At 61.7% G+C, this 18,214-nt stretch carries 15 protein-coding genes and 1 tRNA gene; 12 read left to right on the top strand and 4 right to left on the bottom strand.

Annotated features, from left to right (window positions below; all coding sequences use genetic code 11):
• Window positions 1-2: 2 nt before the first annotated feature.
• Entirely contained in the window at window positions 3-1,193 is a 1,191-nt protein-coding gene (locus tag NQJ30_RS11530; RefSeq protein ID WP_255770059.1) for a trans-sulfuration enzyme family protein, read from the bottom strand.
• Between the two features lie 53 nt (window positions 1,194-1,246).
• Between NQJ30_RS11530 and tmk the strand changes: the two genes are divergently transcribed.
• The 6 genes from tmk to NQJ30_RS11500 all read left to right on the top strand — a co-directional run bounded on the left by tmk (window position 1,247) and on the right by NQJ30_RS11500 (window position 9,357).
• Window positions 1,247-1,903, top strand: a complete 657-nt coding sequence (gene tmk, locus NQJ30_RS11525; RefSeq protein ID WP_255770058.1) for a dTMP kinase — start codon at window positions 1,247-1,249, stop codon at window positions 1,901-1,903.
• A complete protein-coding gene (locus tag NQJ30_RS11520) occupies window positions 1,900-3,042 on the top strand; it encodes a DNA polymerase III subunit delta' (protein WP_255770057.1) in 1,143 nt (380 codons plus the stop codon). Before tmk ends, NQJ30_RS11520 begins: the two co-directional genes overlap by 4 nt.
• 21 nt (window positions 3,043-3,063) lie before the next feature.
• Complete coding sequence (locus NQJ30_RS11515) at window positions 3,064-4,629, top strand: alpha/beta hydrolase (protein WP_255770056.1); 1,566 nt, start codon at window positions 3,064-3,066, stop codon at window positions 4,627-4,629.
• Between the two features lie 96 nt (window positions 4,630-4,725).
• Window positions 4,726-4,798: transfer RNA gene (locus tag NQJ30_RS11510), tRNA-Thr, on the top strand.
• Window positions 4,799-5,006: 208 nt separating this feature from the next.
• Entirely contained in the window at window positions 5,007-8,237 is a 3,231-nt protein-coding gene (locus NQJ30_RS11505) for a type ISP restriction/modification enzyme (protein WP_255770055.1), read from the top strand.
• Window positions 8,238-8,538: 301 nt separating this feature from the next.
• Window positions 8,539-9,357, top strand: a complete 819-nt coding sequence (locus tag NQJ30_RS11500; protein WP_255770054.1) for a GAF domain-containing protein — start codon at window positions 8,539-8,541, stop codon at window positions 9,355-9,357.
• 335 nt (window positions 9,358-9,692) lie between these two features.
• Here NQJ30_RS11500 and NQJ30_RS11495 read toward each other — a convergent pair whose 3' ends face one another.
• The 3 genes from NQJ30_RS11495 to NQJ30_RS19120 form a co-directional block, all read right to left on the bottom strand.
• Window positions 9,693-10,616, bottom strand: coding sequence for a tyrosine-type recombinase/integrase (locus NQJ30_RS11495; RefSeq protein ID WP_255770053.1), 924 nt, complete (start codon window positions 10,614-10,616; stop codon window positions 9,693-9,695).
• Window positions 10,617-10,782: 166 nt separating this feature from the next.
• Window positions 10,783-11,094: an HNH endonuclease gene (locus NQJ30_RS19125; protein WP_374113252.1), complete on the bottom strand. Its 312-nt coding sequence runs from the start codon at window positions 11,092-11,094 to the stop codon at window positions 10,783-10,785.
• Window positions 11,095-11,416: 322 nt separating this feature from the next.
• A complete protein-coding gene (locus NQJ30_RS19120; RefSeq protein WP_374113251.1) occupies window positions 11,417-12,076 on the bottom strand; it encodes a winged helix-turn-helix domain-containing protein in 660 nt (219 codons plus the stop codon).
• 387 nt (window positions 12,077-12,463) lie between these two features.
• On the opposite strand from NQJ30_RS19120, the gene NQJ30_RS11490 reads away from it, so the two are divergent.
• From NQJ30_RS11490 to NQJ30_RS11465, 6 genes are all read left to right on the top strand, one after another.
• Complete coding sequence (locus NQJ30_RS11490) at window positions 12,464-13,126, top strand: hypothetical protein (RefSeq protein ID WP_255770052.1); 663 nt, start codon at window positions 12,464-12,466, stop codon at window positions 13,124-13,126.
• On the top strand, window positions 13,116-14,261 hold the full coding sequence (locus NQJ30_RS11485; protein WP_255770051.1) for a tyrosine-type recombinase/integrase: 1,146 nt from the start codon (window positions 13,116-13,118) through the stop codon (window positions 14,259-14,261). Before NQJ30_RS11490 ends, NQJ30_RS11485 begins: the two co-directional genes overlap by 11 nt.
• Window positions 14,262-15,124: 863 nt before the next feature.
• Window positions 15,125-15,667, top strand: coding sequence for a hypothetical protein (locus NQJ30_RS11480; protein WP_255770050.1), 543 nt, complete (start codon window positions 15,125-15,127; stop codon window positions 15,665-15,667).
• Complete coding sequence (locus NQJ30_RS11475) at window positions 15,640-16,236, top strand: hypothetical protein (protein ID WP_255770049.1); 597 nt, start codon at window positions 15,640-15,642, stop codon at window positions 16,234-16,236. Before NQJ30_RS11480 ends, NQJ30_RS11475 begins: the two co-directional genes overlap by 28 nt.
• Window positions 16,237-16,464: 228 nt before the next feature.
• The gene (locus tag NQJ30_RS11470; RefSeq protein ID WP_255770048.1) at window positions 16,465-16,848 is read left to right on the top strand and encodes an Hpt domain-containing protein; all 384 of its coding nucleotides are present in this window, start codon (window positions 16,465-16,467) and stop codon (window positions 16,846-16,848) included.
• Window positions 16,849-17,200: 352 nt separating this feature from the next.
• Complete coding sequence (locus NQJ30_RS11465) at window positions 17,201-18,199, top strand: hypothetical protein (protein WP_255770047.1); 999 nt, start codon at window positions 17,201-17,203, stop codon at window positions 18,197-18,199.
• The last annotated feature ends 15 nt before the right edge of the window (window positions 18,200-18,214 follow it).

The raw sequence follows: 18,214 nt of genomic DNA, 5'->3' as shown, positions 1-18,214 counted from the left end.
GCCTAACGGCCCAGCGAGTCCAGCGCCTGCTTCAAATCGGCCCAGAGGTCCTCAACGTTCTCGATGCCGACGCTCAGCCGCACCAGGTTCTCCGGAACGCTGAGCGGCTCGGCGGTGTGCCGGCGTCGCCGTTCGATGAGGGACTCGACACCGCCCAATGAGGTGGCGGGCAGCCAGAGCTGGAGGGCGCGGACCAGTTTGTCCGCGGCGTCCGCTCCGTTCAGCCCGGCCACCGGCGCGATCTGCACGCACACAATCGAGCCGAAGCCCTTCATCTGGGACTTGGCGCGTTCGTGGCCCGGATCGGTGGGAAGACCGGGGAACCGGATGCTTTCGACCAGGGGATGTTGGTTGAGGCGTTCGGCCAGGACTGCCGCCGACGCCTGCGACCGTTCCACCCGCAATGCCAGGGTCCGGAGTCCGCGCAGCGCCAGCCAGGCCTCGAACGGGCCCGCAATGCCGCCGTGGATGGTCCGGTTATGCAGCAGCGCGGCCCGGATGTCCTTGTTCGAGGTCACCAGGGCACCGAGGACGACGTCGGAATGGCCGGCAAGGTATTTCGTCACCGAATGCAACACCACGTCCGAGCCGAGGGCCAACGGCTGCTGGACCAAGGGAGTGGAAAAGGTGTTGTCCGTGACCACGATGGCGCCGACGGCGTGTGCTGCGGCGGTCAGCTCGCGGATATCGGCGATTCCCAGCATGGGGTTGGTGGGGCTTTCCAGCCACAGCATCCTGGCGGCCTTGGCTCCCGGCCCCTGTGGCGCCAGCTGGTCCTTGACCGCGTCCGTGTCCGCAATGTCCACGGTCCGGAGCTCCAGGAACCCTTTCTGTGCCATCTCGCTGGCCATCACCAGGGAGCCCGCGTAGCTGTGGGAGGGCATCACCAGGACTCCGCCGGCGGGCAGCAGGGACAGCGCTGAGCTCACGGCCGCGAGCCCCGACGCGTAGAGCAGGCCGGGCAATTCGGACCCTTCCAGCTGACCCAGGGCCTCTTCAAAGGGATCCCAGGTGGGATTGGCGTACCGCCCGTAGCCGCGGTCGCCGTCCCCCAGGGCCCCGGTGCCGAAATACGTCGAGGACAGCACAACGGGGACGTTGACAGGTTCGTCATGCTCGCGCGGGGGCCTGCCGGCGGCAACCACCACGGTTTCGGCGGACAGGGACGCTGCGTGCTGTTCCGTGAGACTCATGGTGAAAGCGTACTTTGACGCGCGCGGACCGCCGAAGTCGGTAGGCTTGAGCGGTGACCACCACCAACAGCCCTGGACTTTTCATCGCCTTTGAAGGCGGTGACGGCGCCGGGAAATCCACGCAGGCGGCCCTGCTCGCCGAGGCCCTGGAATCCCGCGGACTGACGGTCCTGCGGACCCGGGAACCAGGCGGAACACCCATCGGCGAAAAGCTGCGTTCGCTGGTCCTGGACCACGGTCACGGCCATATCGATGCCCATACGGAGGCACTGATATTTGCAGCTTCGCGCGCTGCCCACGCCAGCCAGGTCATCCGGCCGGCACTGGAGCGCGGTGACGTTGTGCTGACAGACCGCTACATCGATTCCTCCGTGGCGTACCAAGGGGCCGGGCGCGATCTTGGCGCTGATGCAGTGCGTTCGCTCAATGAATGGGCCACGTCGGGCCTCCAGCCCGACCTCACGGTGCTGTTGGACGTGGACCCGGCCGACGGCCGACGCCGGCGGACTGCCGGCGACGCCGCCGAGGACCGGCTGGAGTCCGAAGCGGACGAATTCCACACCACCATCCGGCAGGCTTTCCTGGACCTGGCCGACGCCCGCCCCGACACCTATCTGGTGCTGCCCGCCCACCTGCCTGTCCCCGACCTCGCGGCGCGGATCCTGGCCTCCATCGATACCCTGCTCGCGGCTTCGCGGGGTGCCGCGTGACGGTGTGGGACGACCTCCAGGGCCAGCCCGCCGTCGTCGAACAGTTGCGGCAGGCAACGCTCGGCGAGGGTCTGACCCACGCCTGGCTGTTCACGGGCCCGCCCGGGTCCGGGCGTTCCAACGCTGCGAAGGCTTTCGCGGCGGCCCTCAACTGCGATCAGGAGGACGTGACCCGGCGCGGCTGCGGCGAGTGCCACGCCTGCCTGACCATCCTCGGCGAGACGCATTCGGACGTGACGTTTGTACGGACCGAGAAGGTCACCATCACCATCGACGAGGCACGCGACCTGGTGTCCGCCGCGGGCAACCGGCCGTCGTCGGGGCGGTGGCGGATCATTGTGGTGGAAGACGCCGACCGCATGGCCGAACGCACCACCAACGTCCTGCTGAAAGCCATCGAGGAGCCCACCCCGCGGACCATCTGGATGCTGTGCGCGCCGTCGCCCGCGGACGTGCTGGTGACCATCCGTTCCCGCTGCCGTGCCGTGGCCCTGCGACTGCCCCCGGCTGCCGACGTCGCGGCGTTGCTGGTGAAGCGCGACGGCGTGGAACCGGCCCTCGCCGAACGTGCGGCCCGCGCCGCGCAGAGCCACGTGGGGATTGCCCGCCGCCTGGCGCGCGATCCGGAGGCGAGGGAACGCAGGCTGGAAACAGTGCGGTTCCCGTTGGGGCTGCGCGGGGTCACCGCCGCGGTCATGATGGCGGACAAGCTCGTGAAGATCGCCACAGCGGAAGCCAACAGTTCCAATGAAGAGCGCGACGCCGCCGAGAAGGCCGCGCTGCTCGCCACCCTGGGTGCCCCCGAGTCGGGGACGCTGCCGCCGGCCATGCGCAGCCAGATCAGGCAACTGGAAGAGGACCAGAAACGCCGGGCGAAGCGGTCCATTACCGATTCGCTGGACCGGACCCTCACGGACCTGCTTTCCTTTTACCGGGACGTGCTCATTATCCAGCTGGGGAACAGTGTGGAGCTGGTGAACGTTGAACTCAGGGGTGAGCTGGAGGAATTTGCCGGCCGGTCCGCCCCGGAGACCACGCTTGCCCGCATGGACGCCATCAACAAAGCCCGCCAACGCATCACCACCACCAACGTTGCTCCGCTGTTGACCATTGAGTCCATGGCAGCCAGCCTGATTTAGCATTCCAAGGAGACCTCTCGAATGACTGCTCGCCCCCTGCCCGCACGCCCCCGGTCCCTGGGGAGTGGACTGCGGGCTGCCGGCGCCCTGGTCCTGGCCCTGACACTGGCCTCATGTAGCCTCCTTGGCGGCAACAAGGCGGACGAAGCGCCCGCCACGGGCAAGGCTGATCCCTCCATCGTGGCGTCCGCGCCCGCCGGTCTCGATTCTTTCTATTCGCAGGAAGTGGTGTGGGAACCCTGCGAAAACGGCTTCCAGTGCGCCAAGGTGACGGTACCCATGGACTACGCGAATCCCGGCGGGGACAAGATTCAGCTCGCCGCCCTGCGGGCTCCCAGCACGGGCAAGAAGTCCGGCAGCCTGCTGGTCAACCCCGGCGGCCCCGGCGGCTCCGGGTACGACTTCGTCAAGGATGCCGCCACGACCCACTTTTCCCAGTCCGTCCGGGCGAATTACGATCTTGTGGGCTTTGATCCGCGCGGCGTGAAACGCTCCGCCCCGGTGAACTGCATGACGGATGCGGAACGGGACGCGGCGAGGGCCAAGATTTACAACCTGGAAACCGACGCCGGTTTGGCTGCCGTGCTGGCGGACAACAAAGCCATCGCCGAGCAGTGCGCGGCACAGACCGGGCCGTCCCTCGGCCACATCGACACCGTCAGCGCGGCCAAGGACCTGGACATCCTCCGTGCCGTGGTGAACGACACCAAGCTCAATTACCTGGGCTACTCATACGGCACGTTCCTGGGCTCCACCTACGCCTCGCTGTTTCCGAACAACGTGGGCAAGATGGTCCTGGACGGCGCCCTGGACCCGTCGATCAGCAATGAGGACCTGACGATGGGCCAGGCCGTTGCCTTCGAGAAAGCCATCAGGTCTTACGTGGCCGATTGCCAGCAAAAAGAGGGTTGCCCGCTCACCGGCGGCGTGGACAGCGGGGTCCAGCAGATCCGGGGCCTCATCAACTCCGTCCAGGACAATCCGCGCGTTGCGAAGGACGGCCGCACGGTCAACGCCACCATGTTTGTCAGCGGCCTCATCACACCCCTCTATAACGACCAGAGCTGGCCGGCCCTGACCCAGGCCCTGGCCGCCGCTGCGACCGGGGACGTGAGCCTCATGCTCCGGCTGGCGGACCTTGGCGCAGACCGCGGTTCCAACGGGCAGTACACTTCCAATTCCGCCTTCGCCTTCAATGCCATCAACTGCCTGGACTACCCCATGGTGTCCGACACGGCGTCCATGCGGGCCGAAGACCAGCGTCTGCAGCAGGCCTCCCCCACGCTGGGTTACTTCTTTGCCTACGGCGGCACCAACTGCGTGGACTGGCCGTACAAGAATGTGCGCACACCGGCCCCGGTCCAATACACCGGCGAGTCCCCGATCGTTGTCATCGGGACCACCGGCGACCCGGCCACCCCGGTGGAATGGGCAGCGTCCCTCCGCAAGCAGCTAGGCAATGCCTCGTTGCTGACCTGGCAGGGTGAGGGCCACACCGCGTACGGTCGGGCCAACAGCTGCCTTGAGGACGCCGTGGACAGTTACCTCGTGAGCGGCAAGGTTCCCGCCGACAACACCGTCTGCTGACCCACTGCCGGGTCTCATTTTGACCCGGACGGCGGGACTCTATTACAGTTGACTCTTGCATGAACCGCCCGGTTACGCCGGGAGATTCCATGCGGTGCTTCCTTAGCTCAGTCGGTAGAGCGTTTCACTCGTAATGAAAAGGTCATCAGTTCGATTCTGATAGGAAGCTCGGGACAAACCCCCTAGAAATCAAGGTTTCTAGGGGGTTTTTCGCTGGCTTATTGACAAGCGGGGAACCTTATGCGTTCCCCGCTTTTCCTTTCGTTTCCCGAGGTGTTCGTCATTTTTTCGTCACCTCGATACTGACTCAAGCTGCCTTCTCAATGCGCCCACGTCCCGTGTGAAGTCGCGTTCTCCAGGTGTGGCAGAGTATTCCCATGACTCTTGGGGATGCCGCATCGAAGTACGTTCAGTCCATAGCTGCCGCCATGGCGGCCGGTGTGGCAGCAGAGCCCGAGGCGCAACTAACAGTTCCTGTTCATGATCTCTTCGTTTCCGTGGCACAGAGTCAGAATATGGGCAGCCTTGAGCTGTTACGTGAGGCTCAACTTTCCGGCGTCCGACCTGACTTTGCCGCACTCGTGAACAAGTCTGCTTGCGGCTGGATCGAGCTAAAGGCACCAGGCCATTCTTTGGACGGCAGCCAGTGGCGAGGACGGGAGCGGACGCAGTGGCAGCGGCTCTCGGAGCTAGACTCCCTGATTGTTACGAACGGTGAAAAGGCCTATCTGTACCAACTCGGCGAGATCATCGATACAGCGGACCTACCGACCGAACCTACAAGTGAGTGGGACTCACAGGGACTGTCCGATTTGCTGCGCAAATTCGTTTCAATGCGGCCTCCCGTCATCACCAAAGTCGCTCAGCTCGCTGATCGTCTCGCTCCATTGGCGCGAATGCTCCGACAAAGGCTTAGCGCGGGGCTCGCTCCAGGTTCCGCCAATGCCGCCATTATGCAGGCCAAGAAAGTCTGGTCGGCCCATGTGCATGAGAATGCAGACGACGCCCAGTTTGCCAGCGACCTCGCCCAAGTGGTTTCTTACAGTCTCGCCATCGCTGCGTTGCGCGGCGGAGCGGACAAGAACCGAGACAACCGCATCTCACTTGAGGAAGCGCGCGACGCGCTGAAGAGTAGCAACGCCGTACTTGCGGCTTCGCTCGGCCCGGTACTGGAAGTCAAAGGGCTCTACGCCGCAGTAGCAGCCGAAATTGGGGCCATCGAACGCCTTGTATCAGTGGTCGATAATCGGACGATCGCAAAGAGCAAAGACAGTCGTGGTGAGCCCTGGCTTTGGTTCTACGAGGACTTCCTCGCAAAGTACGATCCGGCGGCAAGGCAGCAAGCTGGTGTGTACTACACGCCCACAGCAGTAGTTCGAATGCAAGTCGACCATGTCGACTACATCCTCCGAAATGTTCTAAAAAAACGCCCTGGCTTCGCTGACAAAAACGTTGTTACTCTCGATCCGGCTACGGGTTCAGGGACGTACCCGCTGGCTGTGATTGATCGCGCTGCCGAGGTGGCCCTGGCAGAGCGGGGACCGGCTGGCCCCCGTCAAGCTTCCAAGCATTTAGTCAGTAACCTGCTGGCCTTCGAACTTTTGCCTGGTCCGTACGCCGTGGCTCACTTGCGAATCGGACAACGCCTTGCCGAGCTAAGCGGAGCGATGCTGCCCGAGGGTAACGTCCGCGTATACCTAACCGACACGCTCGACGACCCGGCCGGTGTCCCGGCACCTGCAACTCTGTGGGGCGACATGGAAGTGCTGGCGCAGGAACGAGAACGGGCAAGAACAGTAAAGAGTGACCAACCGGTCACGGTCTGCCTCGGAAACCCGCCGTACTTCCGGGGCACCGCTGCAGACGGCAAATGGGTCGTCAACCCCGGCAAGGGCAGGTCTCTTTTTCTCGATGTGATAGAGCCAGCCCAGCGGGCCGGCATCATATTTTCCGCTCAAGCTAGCCTGTACAACGACTATGTGTACTTCTGGCGGTGGGCCATTTGGAAGGCATTTGAGCAACGTCCAGACGAACCGGCTGTTGTCAGCTTCATAACGGCGTCTTCCTGGCTGAACGGTCCGGCCTTTGTTGGACTTAGGGATCTCGCACGGAAGTACGCCGATGAAATGTGGATCGTGGACCTCGGCGGTGAAGGGCGAGGCGCAAATGAAGATGAAAATGTATTTGCCATCCAGACTCCAGTAGCTATCGTTACGCTCTTCCGCAGAGGCGGCACGACGGCTACCCCAGCTGTCGTCAAGTACCGAAAGATTGCAGGGACCAGGGCGGAGAAGCTGACCCAAGTCTTGTCTACCAAGAATCCTTTAGAGGACCCGGATGGTTGGTCTACCCATGATGATTCGCAGGGCAGCTCGCTGATCCCCGCGTTTAGTGGTGACGCATGGTTGGCGTTGCCGCTGATGACCGACTTATTTCCATGGCAGCAACCGGGTTCAAAGTACGGTCGAACATGGCCAATCGCTCCTGAGCCCGAATTGATAGAGAAGCGCTGGGCGCTGTTGTTGTCTAAGACCGATGAGTCTGAACGCGCAGCCTACTTCGTCACCGGCACAAGCGGCAGGAATATACACACAAAGGTAGCCGGGTATACCAAGAAGCTGTCCGAACTCCTACCCGGAAGTCGGCCTGAGCCGATTGCGCGTTACGGCTTCCGCAGTTTTGACCGACAGTGGGCGCTAGAGGATCGCCGTCTAGCAAAGACTGATAGCCCGTCACTCTGGAGAAGTCGATCGGACAAGCAGATCTTCATCGCAAGTTCGTTCACGACGCCTTTGGGTGATGGTCCAGCGCTTACGGTTACCGCCGATGTACCTGATCTGCATTTCTTCAATGGGCGGGGCGGCAAAGACATAATGCCGCTATACAGGGACGGATCAGCGACGATGCCCAATGTCACCCAGGGGCTGCTCGATGTACTTGGCGACAAGCTCGGCATCCCTCTGGAGCCTGAAGATTTGGCCGCCTATTCATTTGCACTACTGGCGCACGCGGGATATCGCAAGTTCTTCGAGGAAGAGCTGGTAACCGCCGGAGCCAGAGTTCCAATCACCGCCGACCCAGCACTTTTCGGGGAAGTGGTTCAGGTCGGCAAGAAGTTGCTTTGGCTTCAGACTTACGCGGAGCGATTCCAGGATGACTCAGCAGCCCGGACTTCGACGCTACCTGCTGTCCCTGGTCTTCAATGGGACTGCGACATAGAGGACGTGCCCGAAGATTTGAGTCAAGTTTCTTACGACAAGGAAGCACAGACTTTGACTGTTGGGACCGGACGCTTGGCGGGAGTCGCCCCTGAGGTGTGGGAGTTCTCCGTCGGAAGATGGCAGGTGCTCAAGAAATGGCTTGCATTCAGAACACGCAAGGGTTCCGGCCTCGCTGCGACCAAACCACAGCCGCTGGACGTAGTTCGCCCGGAGGCTTGGAACGATGATTGGAATGGAGAACTTCTGGACCTCGTGAAGGTCCTGACCCACACTGTTCGTCTAGCATCAGTCCAAGATCAGTTATTACAGCGCGTCGTCGCAGGCAGTTTGATTACCGCCGACGTACTCCCGGTTCCCCAGCCCTCGGAAAGAGCAGAACCCAAGTAGCGGCGGAGCGAAGAGGGCATGCGCGGAGCGAAAGGGCAGTGTTGGGCCACTACTGCGCTTTAGCTCAGCGCCTTGGCGACGCCATATCGGACGCCTTCCGAGGGTACGGTGCGCGGTCGTAGCCTCCCCTGCGCCAGGCCTTCATCTGACGCTGAAGTCATGCCGATATTCGGGGACTCTAGCCCTATGTTGGGTGGCGCTGTTTTCCCGTACCGTTTTGTACGATGCAGACGGGCGTAATGATGTTGCATACCGGCAATAAGCCGGGGTCACAGCTTCCTTCCGCCGTACAATTTCACTTGTGCGCGATAACGGAGACGAAAAGCCAAAGCCGCAGAGAAAGCCCAGAGCATGGGTGACCTTTGGGCTGCCGCTACTGCTCGCCGGTTTAGTTGGTCCCCTAGTCGCGCTCCGAGCAACATTTCCAGGCTGGGAGATTCCCTTCCTTATCGCAGCTGCAGTCGCTTTAATCACCGCGATCGTCCTCCAGGTGCGGCGAGCTATGGCGGAATCACGACGCACCGCTTCCGTGGAGCAGGCTGGCGAGCACCTTCGGAAATCTCTCAGGGATACCCTAGTACCACTCGCAGGTCACATCGCTGAAATTCCCGCCTTGATGCCCTCACAGCGCCTAACTCACATGAGGCTGCCCGCCAAAGCCGCGACGGTGGCGCTCTTCGCGCTCGTCTCCGAGCGCTCGCCCGGTGTTCGGGCAACGGTCTACGATCTCGACGTCGAGCTTCAGCAAATGACTTGGATGGCATACACGGGCCGGGGGGAAAAGCCGGGAAACTTCACGGCTGGCACTAAAAAAGGCGACGCAGCACTTAGCTTTGTTCGTGGCGGGCGCCCTGTTATCTACGAGAATTTGGACTCGGAAAGTCCTGAATGGTACGACCCTGAAAGGACTTCCTACAAGACGTTTGCATCATGTCCAATCTGGACTAATCAAGGAGCGTACGGGATGGTCACAATTGACGCTCCCGAGGCGAATTCCTTGACGGAGGGCGACAAGTATCTAGTAGAAGTAGTTGCGGAAATTATGTCGATGGCCTTTGAAAGCGTTCGCAACAGACCCAATGCTCGTCCGAGCAACAACGCCAAGAAAGGCGTAAAGTAGGGCCATGGAAGTCAACGTCGTGCAGAAGACGCCAGAGGGCGTCGGCGTAATCAAACCTGGGCAAAGGAAGACCCTGGTGATTCCTGACGTGTCGGCCACTACTAAGGTCAGCGTTGGCCGGACCCGCCTGCCCCAGAGTGCCATTTCCAAGAAGGTCACTCGACTATCGAGACGGCAGCCCCGGAAATTTTAGGTCAGGAGAAACACCCACCCCTCCGTGGAGTAGTGGCAGCCTCGGATCAAATTCTTCCCTTCGGAAGGCGCTGGGATCCCACTTCAGGGTTCATACCTACGGGTAAGTGAGGCGCGTCAGCGGCAAAGACCTTACTGGGGTGTCAGGCCAACGACTTTGCGACGTCATAACCTGCGGCCTTCGCCAAACTGCCCCTTGCCCTGTCATAGCGCCGGGTGGTGCGAGGGTCAGCATGGCCCATGCTGTCTTGCAGATCGTGCAGAGCAACTCCCGCGCCCAGTGCGAGTGTGGCGAACGTGTGCCGTAGAGAGTGAGGGCTGATCTTTCCTTCGATACCAGCAGCGCGAGCAAGACGCTGGACAGTCCTAAAGGCCTCCGAGGATGCCCACCGCCGGCCCTTTGCGGTCGTAAACAGCGGGAAGCCAGAAACTGCCGCGCCTGCCAGGAGTTCTCGGCCGCTCGTCTCCAGGTAGGCATTCAGGGCTTCCACAGCCGGGGCCGGCACTGCCACCTTCCCATCCTTGCCACCCTTGCGCCGGATGCTCAGCGTCCGGTGGCCGGTATCGTGGCCGTAGTCAGTGGTGCTGGCATTCAGCGCCTCACTGAGCCGGATCCCTGTGAACAGCAACAGAGAAACGAGGGCGTGGGAGCGCGGGCCGTCAGCCCGTGCCGCTTCCAGCAGAGCTTTTGCCTGGTCCCTTGTCATGCCCTCAGTGCTCGAGTGGTCAGCATCCACCTTCGGACGCTTCACCAGCTCCACCGGATTGCCGCCCCTGATGGCATCAGCGGATACCGCGTAGCGGTAAAAGCTCGAGAGCGCTGCCAGCCTGGCCGCCACCGTGGCAGGTGACAGGCCTGCCAGTGTGTGCCGGTAGCCGTCAACGATCGGGCGCTTCACCGTCAGCAGGTCCATTCCCCTGGCGTCCAGCCAGGAACAGAAGTCAGCCATGCTCCGGTTGTAGGCACGGAGCGTGTGGGGCGAACTCTGCGCCAGCTTCCACGCCGCAATGACGTGGCCGTGCCGTTGTTCATTCCCTGAGAGGGTGCTGACTGGTGCAGGTTTCATACGCACATGATAACTGACATTATCGTGTGCCTCTTCGAGTGGTCCCGTGTCGACCAGGACCACCCGAAGAAGCCATCCGGAAAGGGGTGGGGGTAGTACCCCGGAGCGGATCTGTTCACCCCCCGGTGGTGTTAGCACCTCTTATTGCGTACGGGTTAGAAGTTTCTCAGGCGAATTGGATCTCGCCAACAGGAACCCCATCCATGTCAGAGGGCAGCCCATACGCCCGAGCGAACATCCTCTCCCGATCCGTTCTGCTGAAGTTGTCAATGGCGAGGATGGCAGACGGAGCCATACCAAACAGCATCTTTGAGAAAGCAGTTATGTCCTGGTGCGCATCCTGACTGAGCGGAGTTAGGTGGCCCGGACGCACGCACCTTGGCTTCTGACACTCGTGGTGCATCTCGTGAGCGTTGGGGATTGGACCAACAAGGTGCATGTACAGCCACCGATGGACAGTGATCCACCTTCCGTTCACGATCGTCTGCGCGTAGCCGTCCTTGGTGTTGCCGTGCCAGATCCAGCACCCGTCAGGGTCCGGGATGATCCACGAAGTAAGGATTAGCTCCAGTTCCAGCAATGTCTCTTCGGTCAACTGCTCATACAGGGCGTACTGATGACTACTACAACGTCCCGATGCCAGGACGTCATTTGTACAGTCCGGCACCGTGCAGCGTCGGGGCTTTCTCGGTAGCCGCACATTCACCAAGTCATGGTTGCGATGCTTGTGACAGAGCTGGGTCGAAGCGAGCCGCCACTTGGTACGACAACCACGCGCACGACAAAGTTTCTGTTGTTCCTTAGTTGCCACGAGGCACCGCCGAACGAAGAGTCATAACCAGACGTTCGCGCTGATGTTGCCTTTGCAACTGGGCCCTGGTCTTCAGTGGCCTTTTCCCCGTAGCTTCGGCATGCCTCTGCAAGTGGTCTGCATTGGCCGTGAAGTGTTCATCGCTAAGGCGGAGCTTGCGCCAGAGTACTCGCCCGTCGTCGGTCGTCACTTCTTCCACCAAAGGCCAAAGCTGAGATGCAAGCACCAATAGCCACCACTCGACGGTACGGACGTTGGCTGTAAGGGATGACAGCAAAAGAGCCTCTTCGGCACTGAACAGCCCCTGATCCGGAAGCTCGTCATAGAAAGCCCCCGGCCCACTTAGGTCCCGCCGCCGAAATAGGTCCGGCATCCCTCCCCCATCCCTTGGGGTCATCCGCTCCGAACGTTTTGGCTGGTCAGCGGTATCTAGCTGCTTGGATAGTTGCCATGCAGTTGGGCGATTGCCATAAGACTGCCGGGCCCTAACTATCCGCCCAGCGGCCGCCAGACGGCCGAGGGATCGGTTGACCGTCTTATGAGTTACGCCAGTCCGCTCCGCCAATTGCCGGATAGACAATGTAGAGGCCCCATGGGCCGTCACCTGGTCTTCCAGCTCCCGGAGAAGGACAGCATCAGTAGCGAGCATAGGTGATCTCCCTTGTTTCATCGCCGCACCTGCTGCTGTCGCGCCCAGCGAACCACGTCGTCGACGTGATACCGACAGTGGTTCCCGAACTTATGGAAGTCGGGTCCAATGGCCTTGCCTGATTGGGCCAACCACTTCTCAGACACTTTGAGGAAAGCGGCGGTCTCCCGCCGCGTCATGAACGGCGAGGGTTGGCCGGCCGCATGGGGTGTATCGGCATGGCCGACACGGTACTGCTTGTGCAAAAGCACTCCAATCTCGTAGTTGATACACAGTCACATTGCCAATCAAACTGTGTCGAGAAGAAATGCTAATACAGGTTGCTTGGCAAAGCAAACGTGTCGGACACAGTCTGACTGACAAGCCAACTGTGCTAATCTGTGAATCATGGATACCACCACGCAACTACCGCCCCTCCCTGACGGCGTTAAGTGCCTGACCCCGAACGGTCCGACACTGCGCGAATACGAGGATGGAGGCATTACTTTCCCGATGCTGACAGCGGTGTATCGGATTCACAGCCTGACAGTCACTATTAGTTGGGTCGTAGGCCACTTGATGGGCAGCTTCCGAGAACCGAACAAACTGACTATCGACTTTGATTCGCTTGCTTACGCCCAGGAACTTGAAGAGACGGGCGAAGACGAAAGGCCCGAGGCCTTCGATGGCATTACAACTTCTCTACTGAGGTCCATCCCCATGGCGCACGCCAGGGCGCTGATGCGTGACCAGTACGAACAGCTTGCAGTAGCGGGTGTTCGTGAAGAAGTAACGCCCCTTCCCTCCCGCGTAGAAGGCGACGAGGACTACGTACACGTCGCTCAGGCATACGTCTCACTCGTTCAGGTATCCGTCGAACCAATCAAGAGGCTCACGGAATGGAGCATGGAAAGTCCCGACACTTGGTCGGCACGACTTCGCAGGGCTAGATCAAGAGGCGTACTCGTGGGCAAGGGACGCGACGCCCGAATTGCACCGGCATATCAAGCTGTGGCGAACGACATACTCACCCGCATACGTACACAAAAGGAAGAGAGCGATGGCAATTAACAAGCTGGCCAGCGGCGTCAAGCGCTGGCAGGCAGATTGGACAACGGCAGACGGCGTCCGCCAACGTAAGAGGTTCGCAACCAAGCGGGAGGCAGAAGATTTTCTGCACACTACCGTGCGGGCAATACGTGGTGGGACATTCATTGATCCCCGCACTGCCAGCAAAGTCACCGTCTCCCAGCTCTACGCTGAGTGGATCGAGAGGATCGCGCAGGTAGGCGCGAACGGGAGAAAACCTGCCAGTCCGAAGACGGTGGATAACTACCGCCGTTGTTATGAGAACTACGTTGCCCCTCGCTGGGCGCACACGCCCGTTGGCAACGTAAGGTACGACGACGTGGCCGCTTGGATTACAACTCTCAAGGGACAGGACGGTCTTCCAGCAGGCGTGACTACTCGCCGTGAGGTTGGGTTGTACTTCGGCAGGCTCATGGGGCATGCCGTTAAGAAACGCCTGCTGCCCAACAACCCGGCCAAGGATCCGCTTGGCCAGACGGACTACATACCCGCCAAGGAGAAGCAGCGGGAGCATGTGTACCTCACCATGCCACAACTCACGTTGCTGGCCCGTGAGTGTGAGGGCTTCGAGCTATTCGTGATGCTGGCAGGAACCGGCGGCCTCCGTTGGGGTGAGATAACAGCGCTGTCCTCCGATGACTTCGAATTTGGCGATACGCCCTCTGTCGCCGTTCGTCGGGCATTTTCGGAGGTCAGCGGAAAGCTAGTGCTTGGACCGACAAAGGGAGGGGAAAGCCGCGTCGTGCCACTCCCCCGACTGATCGCTCATAGATGTGAGCAGTTGGCTAGCACAGCTACCGTGAACGGGAGAATGTTTACAGGTGGCCGTGGTTCTGTCCTACGCAATAACACTTGGACAAAGCGTCACTATGCTCCCGCGATTGCCAGAGTCATGGCGGCCCATCCGGCCTTTCCAAGGCCCACATTCCACGACTTGCGCCACACTGCGGTTAGCCTCGCAATCAGTCACGGAGCCAACGTGAAAGTCGTACAGCGAATTGCGGGGCATGCGAGTGCAACGATGACCCTAGACACTTACGCTGGGCTCTTCGACCACGACCTTCATGACAGCGCCGAGCGCCTGAACGGGGCGCTCGCGAACCTGGCTTGGAACTAGGCCGTCACTTTGTCGTCACCCTTCTGCGGTTTATCCCTACTCCTACATGAGGAAGCACTACTTCTCGTAATGAAAAGGTCATCAGTTCGATTCTGATAGGAAGCTCGGGATAAACCCCGGACAGCCCCTTGTTTTAGGGGTTTCCGGGGTTTTTCGCTGGTTAACCCGACTTGCCCAATTGCGGCGGGGCACACTTTGAACTCCTTCCAGATAGCTCCAGTGTCTGGGTTTGGCCAGCACGACAAGGGCGCCAAGTCTGAGGCATTCGCTCTTGTCGGGATCGTTTCTGCAGCCGGCGACCGATAGGGTCCAGCCGGCGCGAACGCTACGGGCCGGGCTTGGCAATTTCGCAGACAAAGATGCCGCATGAGGATACGATGCATTCCAATAGCGCCTGGCCTCAGAGCTCCGGGGAATGGTGCCGCTGCTGCTTGAGGAACAGTGAAGAAGAAAACCATCGTCTGATCGCTGCGGTCTTGACTGTCGCTGCCGGCCTGGTCCTCGTCCGGATGGCCGAGGGCAGAGATACCGAGAACCTATTATCCCGAGTGAGCCGGTTTTCAGTTCCGCCAGGCTGGACCCAGGAGAAAGACGTCGTCCGGCCGGTCCGTTATCTCTGCTTTGACACCAATCCGTGCCCAAGCATTTACCGCAGATGGAATGCCGGCAAGGAAATCACACCCACAGACCTTTGTCGCGATGGTTTCCACAACGGGCTTCGCCATGAAGGTCGACGGTTCGTGCGCGAGGAAGCCTCGAGACATCGGACCAACCACTGTTTACGGCTCCTCCGGAAACGTCAGTCCGCCCAGGTTGACGGGGCGGACCCGACCAACCTGCCCAGCCGAGAGAAGCGAGCACCGATGGTTTATGACCGGGAGCGGTTCGACCGCGAGGACGCCGTCTACGCCGAGCACAAGAAGGCTGTCGCCGCCGGTGAGAAGCGCGTCCTGCGCAAGACAAAAGCCGGCGAGCTGTACAGCTTCCCGGCCGACGAGATCGGGTTCACGCCCGGAGGCGGACATGCCCAGGTCAGCACCTGGTGGGGCATGGGCATCATCCTGGTCATCATGATGATCGGCACGATCGCCGGCCTGTGGCTTTTCCAGCGTCCCCGGTGGGAAGGTGTGCCGCCGGATTGGGGCGCCCTGTGGCTGATCGGCTTTGCTGGACTCATGACGGCCCACACGTTCAACCTCGCCCGTGACGAGTACAAGGCCACGCAACTGCGCAAGCGCCGCGGCTTCCCTGAACCAGGCAGCGGCAACGTCGACATCAACCTTCTTGAGCTGGGCCAGAACCGTGACGGGCATTTGCGCAGGACCGTAGACTGCATCCGAGAGCATTCCCGCCTCATCTGTTGTACCGAAGGAGTGTCATGGCCGGCTTGGTTCCCGAGTATCTGACCTTCGATTACCGCTGCCATTTCCGGGGGATTCCCGGAGCGCATCACGACCCGGAGGACTATCCGGTGCCGTGGACCGTCACCGTCACCGGAACTGTCTGGGATGAGGACGACGACGGCGCGGACGGCATGGAGGTTCCTGTCGGGAAAGCCCAACTGTATTTGGTGCCCGATGCCGGCATCATCGACCTCTTGCTCACCCTGGACGCCGCGAACCAGGACGTGGCCGGTGTCGGTGCAATGCTCAGCCTCAAACGCCCGGACCTGATCCAGGACATGGCACTGGGTGGTGACCTGCTCATCGTCTCCTCCCTGTGCATCCAGCCCCGGTTCCGCGGCAATAAACTCGGCCACGCCGTCCTGAAAGCGGTTCTCTGCACCATCGGCCGCTCCGCCGTCCAAGTCATCATGGAGGCCTCCCCTGTTCCCGCCGATGGCGCGCCGGAGGAGGGCACACCGGAGCACGAGGCGGCCAAGGCCGCACTGCGCCAGTACTGGGAGGAGTTTGGCTTCCAGCCGGCGGACGGAGACTACCTGGTCTTTGACCATATGGCGGACGTCCTGGACTGATCCAACGCGGATTTCACCGGCGGCGCGGGTTCACGGGAGGCGTGAGTTCACCGGAGACCAGCGCCTGCCACCCCGGGCACTTACCCGACACCCGAATGACGCGCCATTCGGGTGTCGGCGCGCGCAAAATCGAGTACCACGTACTCGTGCGTTCGCCAATGCCAGCCAGTAGCGTCCATTACATGTCCTGGGGGACGTTGATAGGTGTGTCGACGCTCGGGGAAGATTATGGACGCCAATGCTTTACCGTTGCTGGATCGGACAGTTCTGCAGAAGCTGCGGGACGGCCTCGACGACGAAGATGTCTGCAAGCACTTCGTCCTGAACTTCATTGCGATGCTGCCCGACAGGGCCGAAAAAGTGCGCCTCACCCTGACCACAGGAGATTTGAGGGGCGCCCTGGATGCGGTCCTCAGCTTGAAGTCCTCCAGCCAGATGGTGGGCGCGGAACGCCTTGCAGAGTTTGCGACCGATCTGGAGCACTCCCTGCGGGTTGACACCCACCACGCCGAACCGGCCCGGCTGCTGCCACAGCTGGCCGCCGCCAACATTGCACGGATCACCAAATGCGGCCGGCAGACTACAGATCTGCTGCAGAAATACGTCGCGTAAACCGGCGACCCGACTTTGTGTTTGTGCCGCCAACTGCACCGGGTGCGGGCCGGGAGCGGACCGCACCCGGTTACGGGCTAGCTTCGAAGGGCGCCATATGCAGACTTTGGTCTTGATCTGTATTGTCCTGGGTGCTGCAGTGCTTTGGATGGGCATCATCATTAGCATGCTGAGCCTCCTGGGCCGCTCGGAACGGCGGGCAGGGCTGAGAGCACCGCGCAGGAGCGCTCACGGCGCCGGGCGAAGGAAAGAGCCCCGAGGCCCCGGAAGACTGAAAATACGCCGCAGGGGCCCTCGACGGGTGCCGGCGCGCCCCTGAAAGGCGCCGTGGGCTCCGCCTATGATGGCCTCCATGGAGGATACGGCGCTCACGGCCATCGCGTTGGAACTGTATGCCGTGCCATTTGACGGGTTCATGGCGGCCAGGACAGCCGCGGCCAAAGCCGCCACCGGGTCCGGAAAGGAACTCCCCGCCGCCGTCAAGGCCCTGCCGAAGCCCTCCGTGGCGGCTTGGGCCGTCAACATGATGGCGGCGCATGAGCCTTCGGTCCTCGCGCGCCTCGCCGACCTCGGGCAGCGGATGCGCGCCGCACAGTCTTCCTTCAACGCCGGCGCCCTCCGTGAACTGGTACGGGAGCGCCGCGCCCTGCTAGGTGACGCCGTCGATACCGCCCGCTCAGTCGCGGAGCGCCACGGACGCGCCATCAGCGCTCCTATCGCCGCCGACGTCGAGCGGACGCTGGGGGCGCTCATCGCGGACGAGGGAGCGGCGGCCGCCGTCCGCAGCGGGCTCCTGGTCAGGACACTGTCAGCCGACGGCGTGGATACGGTGGATCTCGACGGCGCCGTGGCAGTTCCCGGGGCTGTGCCGGTTCCCGGGGCTGTGGCCGAACCGCGCGCCGACTCTGTACCGCGCGCCGAACCTGAGTCGGGACCGGAGCACGCACAGAAACAGCGTCCGACGGCGGCAGTCACCATCCGCCCGCCGTCAGACCAGCCGCGCCTCAAGGCTGTCCGGGAGACTCCCCGGCGGACGTCCCCTACCGCTTTGGAGAAGGCCAAGGCCGTCCTGGCCGACGCCAAGGCAGCGGAGGAGGAGGCTGCCGCGCTGGCGACGGAACGGCGGGATCAACTGGCGGAAACGGAGGAAGAGGTGGCCGCGCTGACCCGCGAAACCCTCGGCCTTCGGGTACGGCTGAAGAGCGCCGAGGAACAGCTGGACACTGCCCGGAAGGGACTGTCCACGGCCGCGGCCGAAGCAAAGCAGGCGGCAAGGGCAGCCGAAAAAGCCCAGCGTTCAGCCGTGCTCGCGCAGGAGCGGGTACTTAGGCTGGGCAACACGCGGGACTGATGACCGGTGAATGTC

This window comes from Pseudarthrobacter sulfonivorans (assembly GCF_024391045.1).
Classification (GTDB): Bacteria; Actinomycetota; Actinomycetes; order Actinomycetales; family Micrococcaceae; genus Arthrobacter; species Arthrobacter sulfonivorans_B.
This window is presented reverse-complemented; position numbering and strand designations above follow the sequence as displayed.

What these genes read in the sequence shown, in the direction of transcription:
- NQJ30_RS11530 (WP_255770059.1), bottom strand. Translation starts at nt 1,193, where the DNA reads ATGAGTCTCACGGAACAGCACGCAGCGTCCCTGTCCGCCGAAACCGTG.
- NQJ30_RS11515 (WP_255770056.1), top strand. Translation starts at nt 3,064, where the DNA reads ATGACTGCTCGCCCCCTGCCCGCACGCCCCCGGTCCCTGGGGAGTGGA.
- NQJ30_RS11505 (WP_255770055.1), top strand. Translation starts at nt 5,007, where the DNA reads ATGACTCTTGGGGATGCCGCATCGAAGTACGTTCAGTCCATAGCTGCC.
- NQJ30_RS11495 (WP_255770053.1), bottom strand. Translation starts at nt 10,616, where the DNA reads ATGAAACCTGCACCAGTCAGCACCCTCTCAGGGAATGAACAACGGCAC.
- NQJ30_RS19120 (WP_374113251.1), bottom strand. Translation starts at nt 12,076, where the DNA reads ATGCTCGCTACTGATGCTGTCCTTCTCCGGGAGCTGGAAGACCAGGTG.
- NQJ30_RS11490 (WP_255770052.1), top strand. Translation starts at nt 12,464, where the DNA reads ATGGATACCACCACGCAACTACCGCCCCTCCCTGACGGCGTTAAGTGC.
- NQJ30_RS11485 (WP_255770051.1), top strand. Translation starts at nt 13,116, where the DNA reads ATGGCAATTAACAAGCTGGCCAGCGGCGTCAAGCGCTGGCAGGCAGAT.
- NQJ30_RS11480 (WP_255770050.1), top strand. Translation starts at nt 15,125, where the DNA reads ATGGTTTATGACCGGGAGCGGTTCGACCGCGAGGACGCCGTCTACGCC.
- NQJ30_RS11475 (WP_255770049.1), top strand. Translation starts at nt 15,640, where the DNA reads ATGGCCGGCTTGGTTCCCGAGTATCTGACCTTCGATTACCGCTGCCAT.
- NQJ30_RS11470 (WP_255770048.1), top strand. Translation starts at nt 16,465, where the DNA reads ATGGACGCCAATGCTTTACCGTTGCTGGATCGGACAGTTCTGCAGAAG.
- NQJ30_RS11465 (WP_255770047.1), top strand. Translation starts at nt 17,201, where the DNA reads ATGGAGGATACGGCGCTCACGGCCATCGCGTTGGAACTGTATGCCGTG.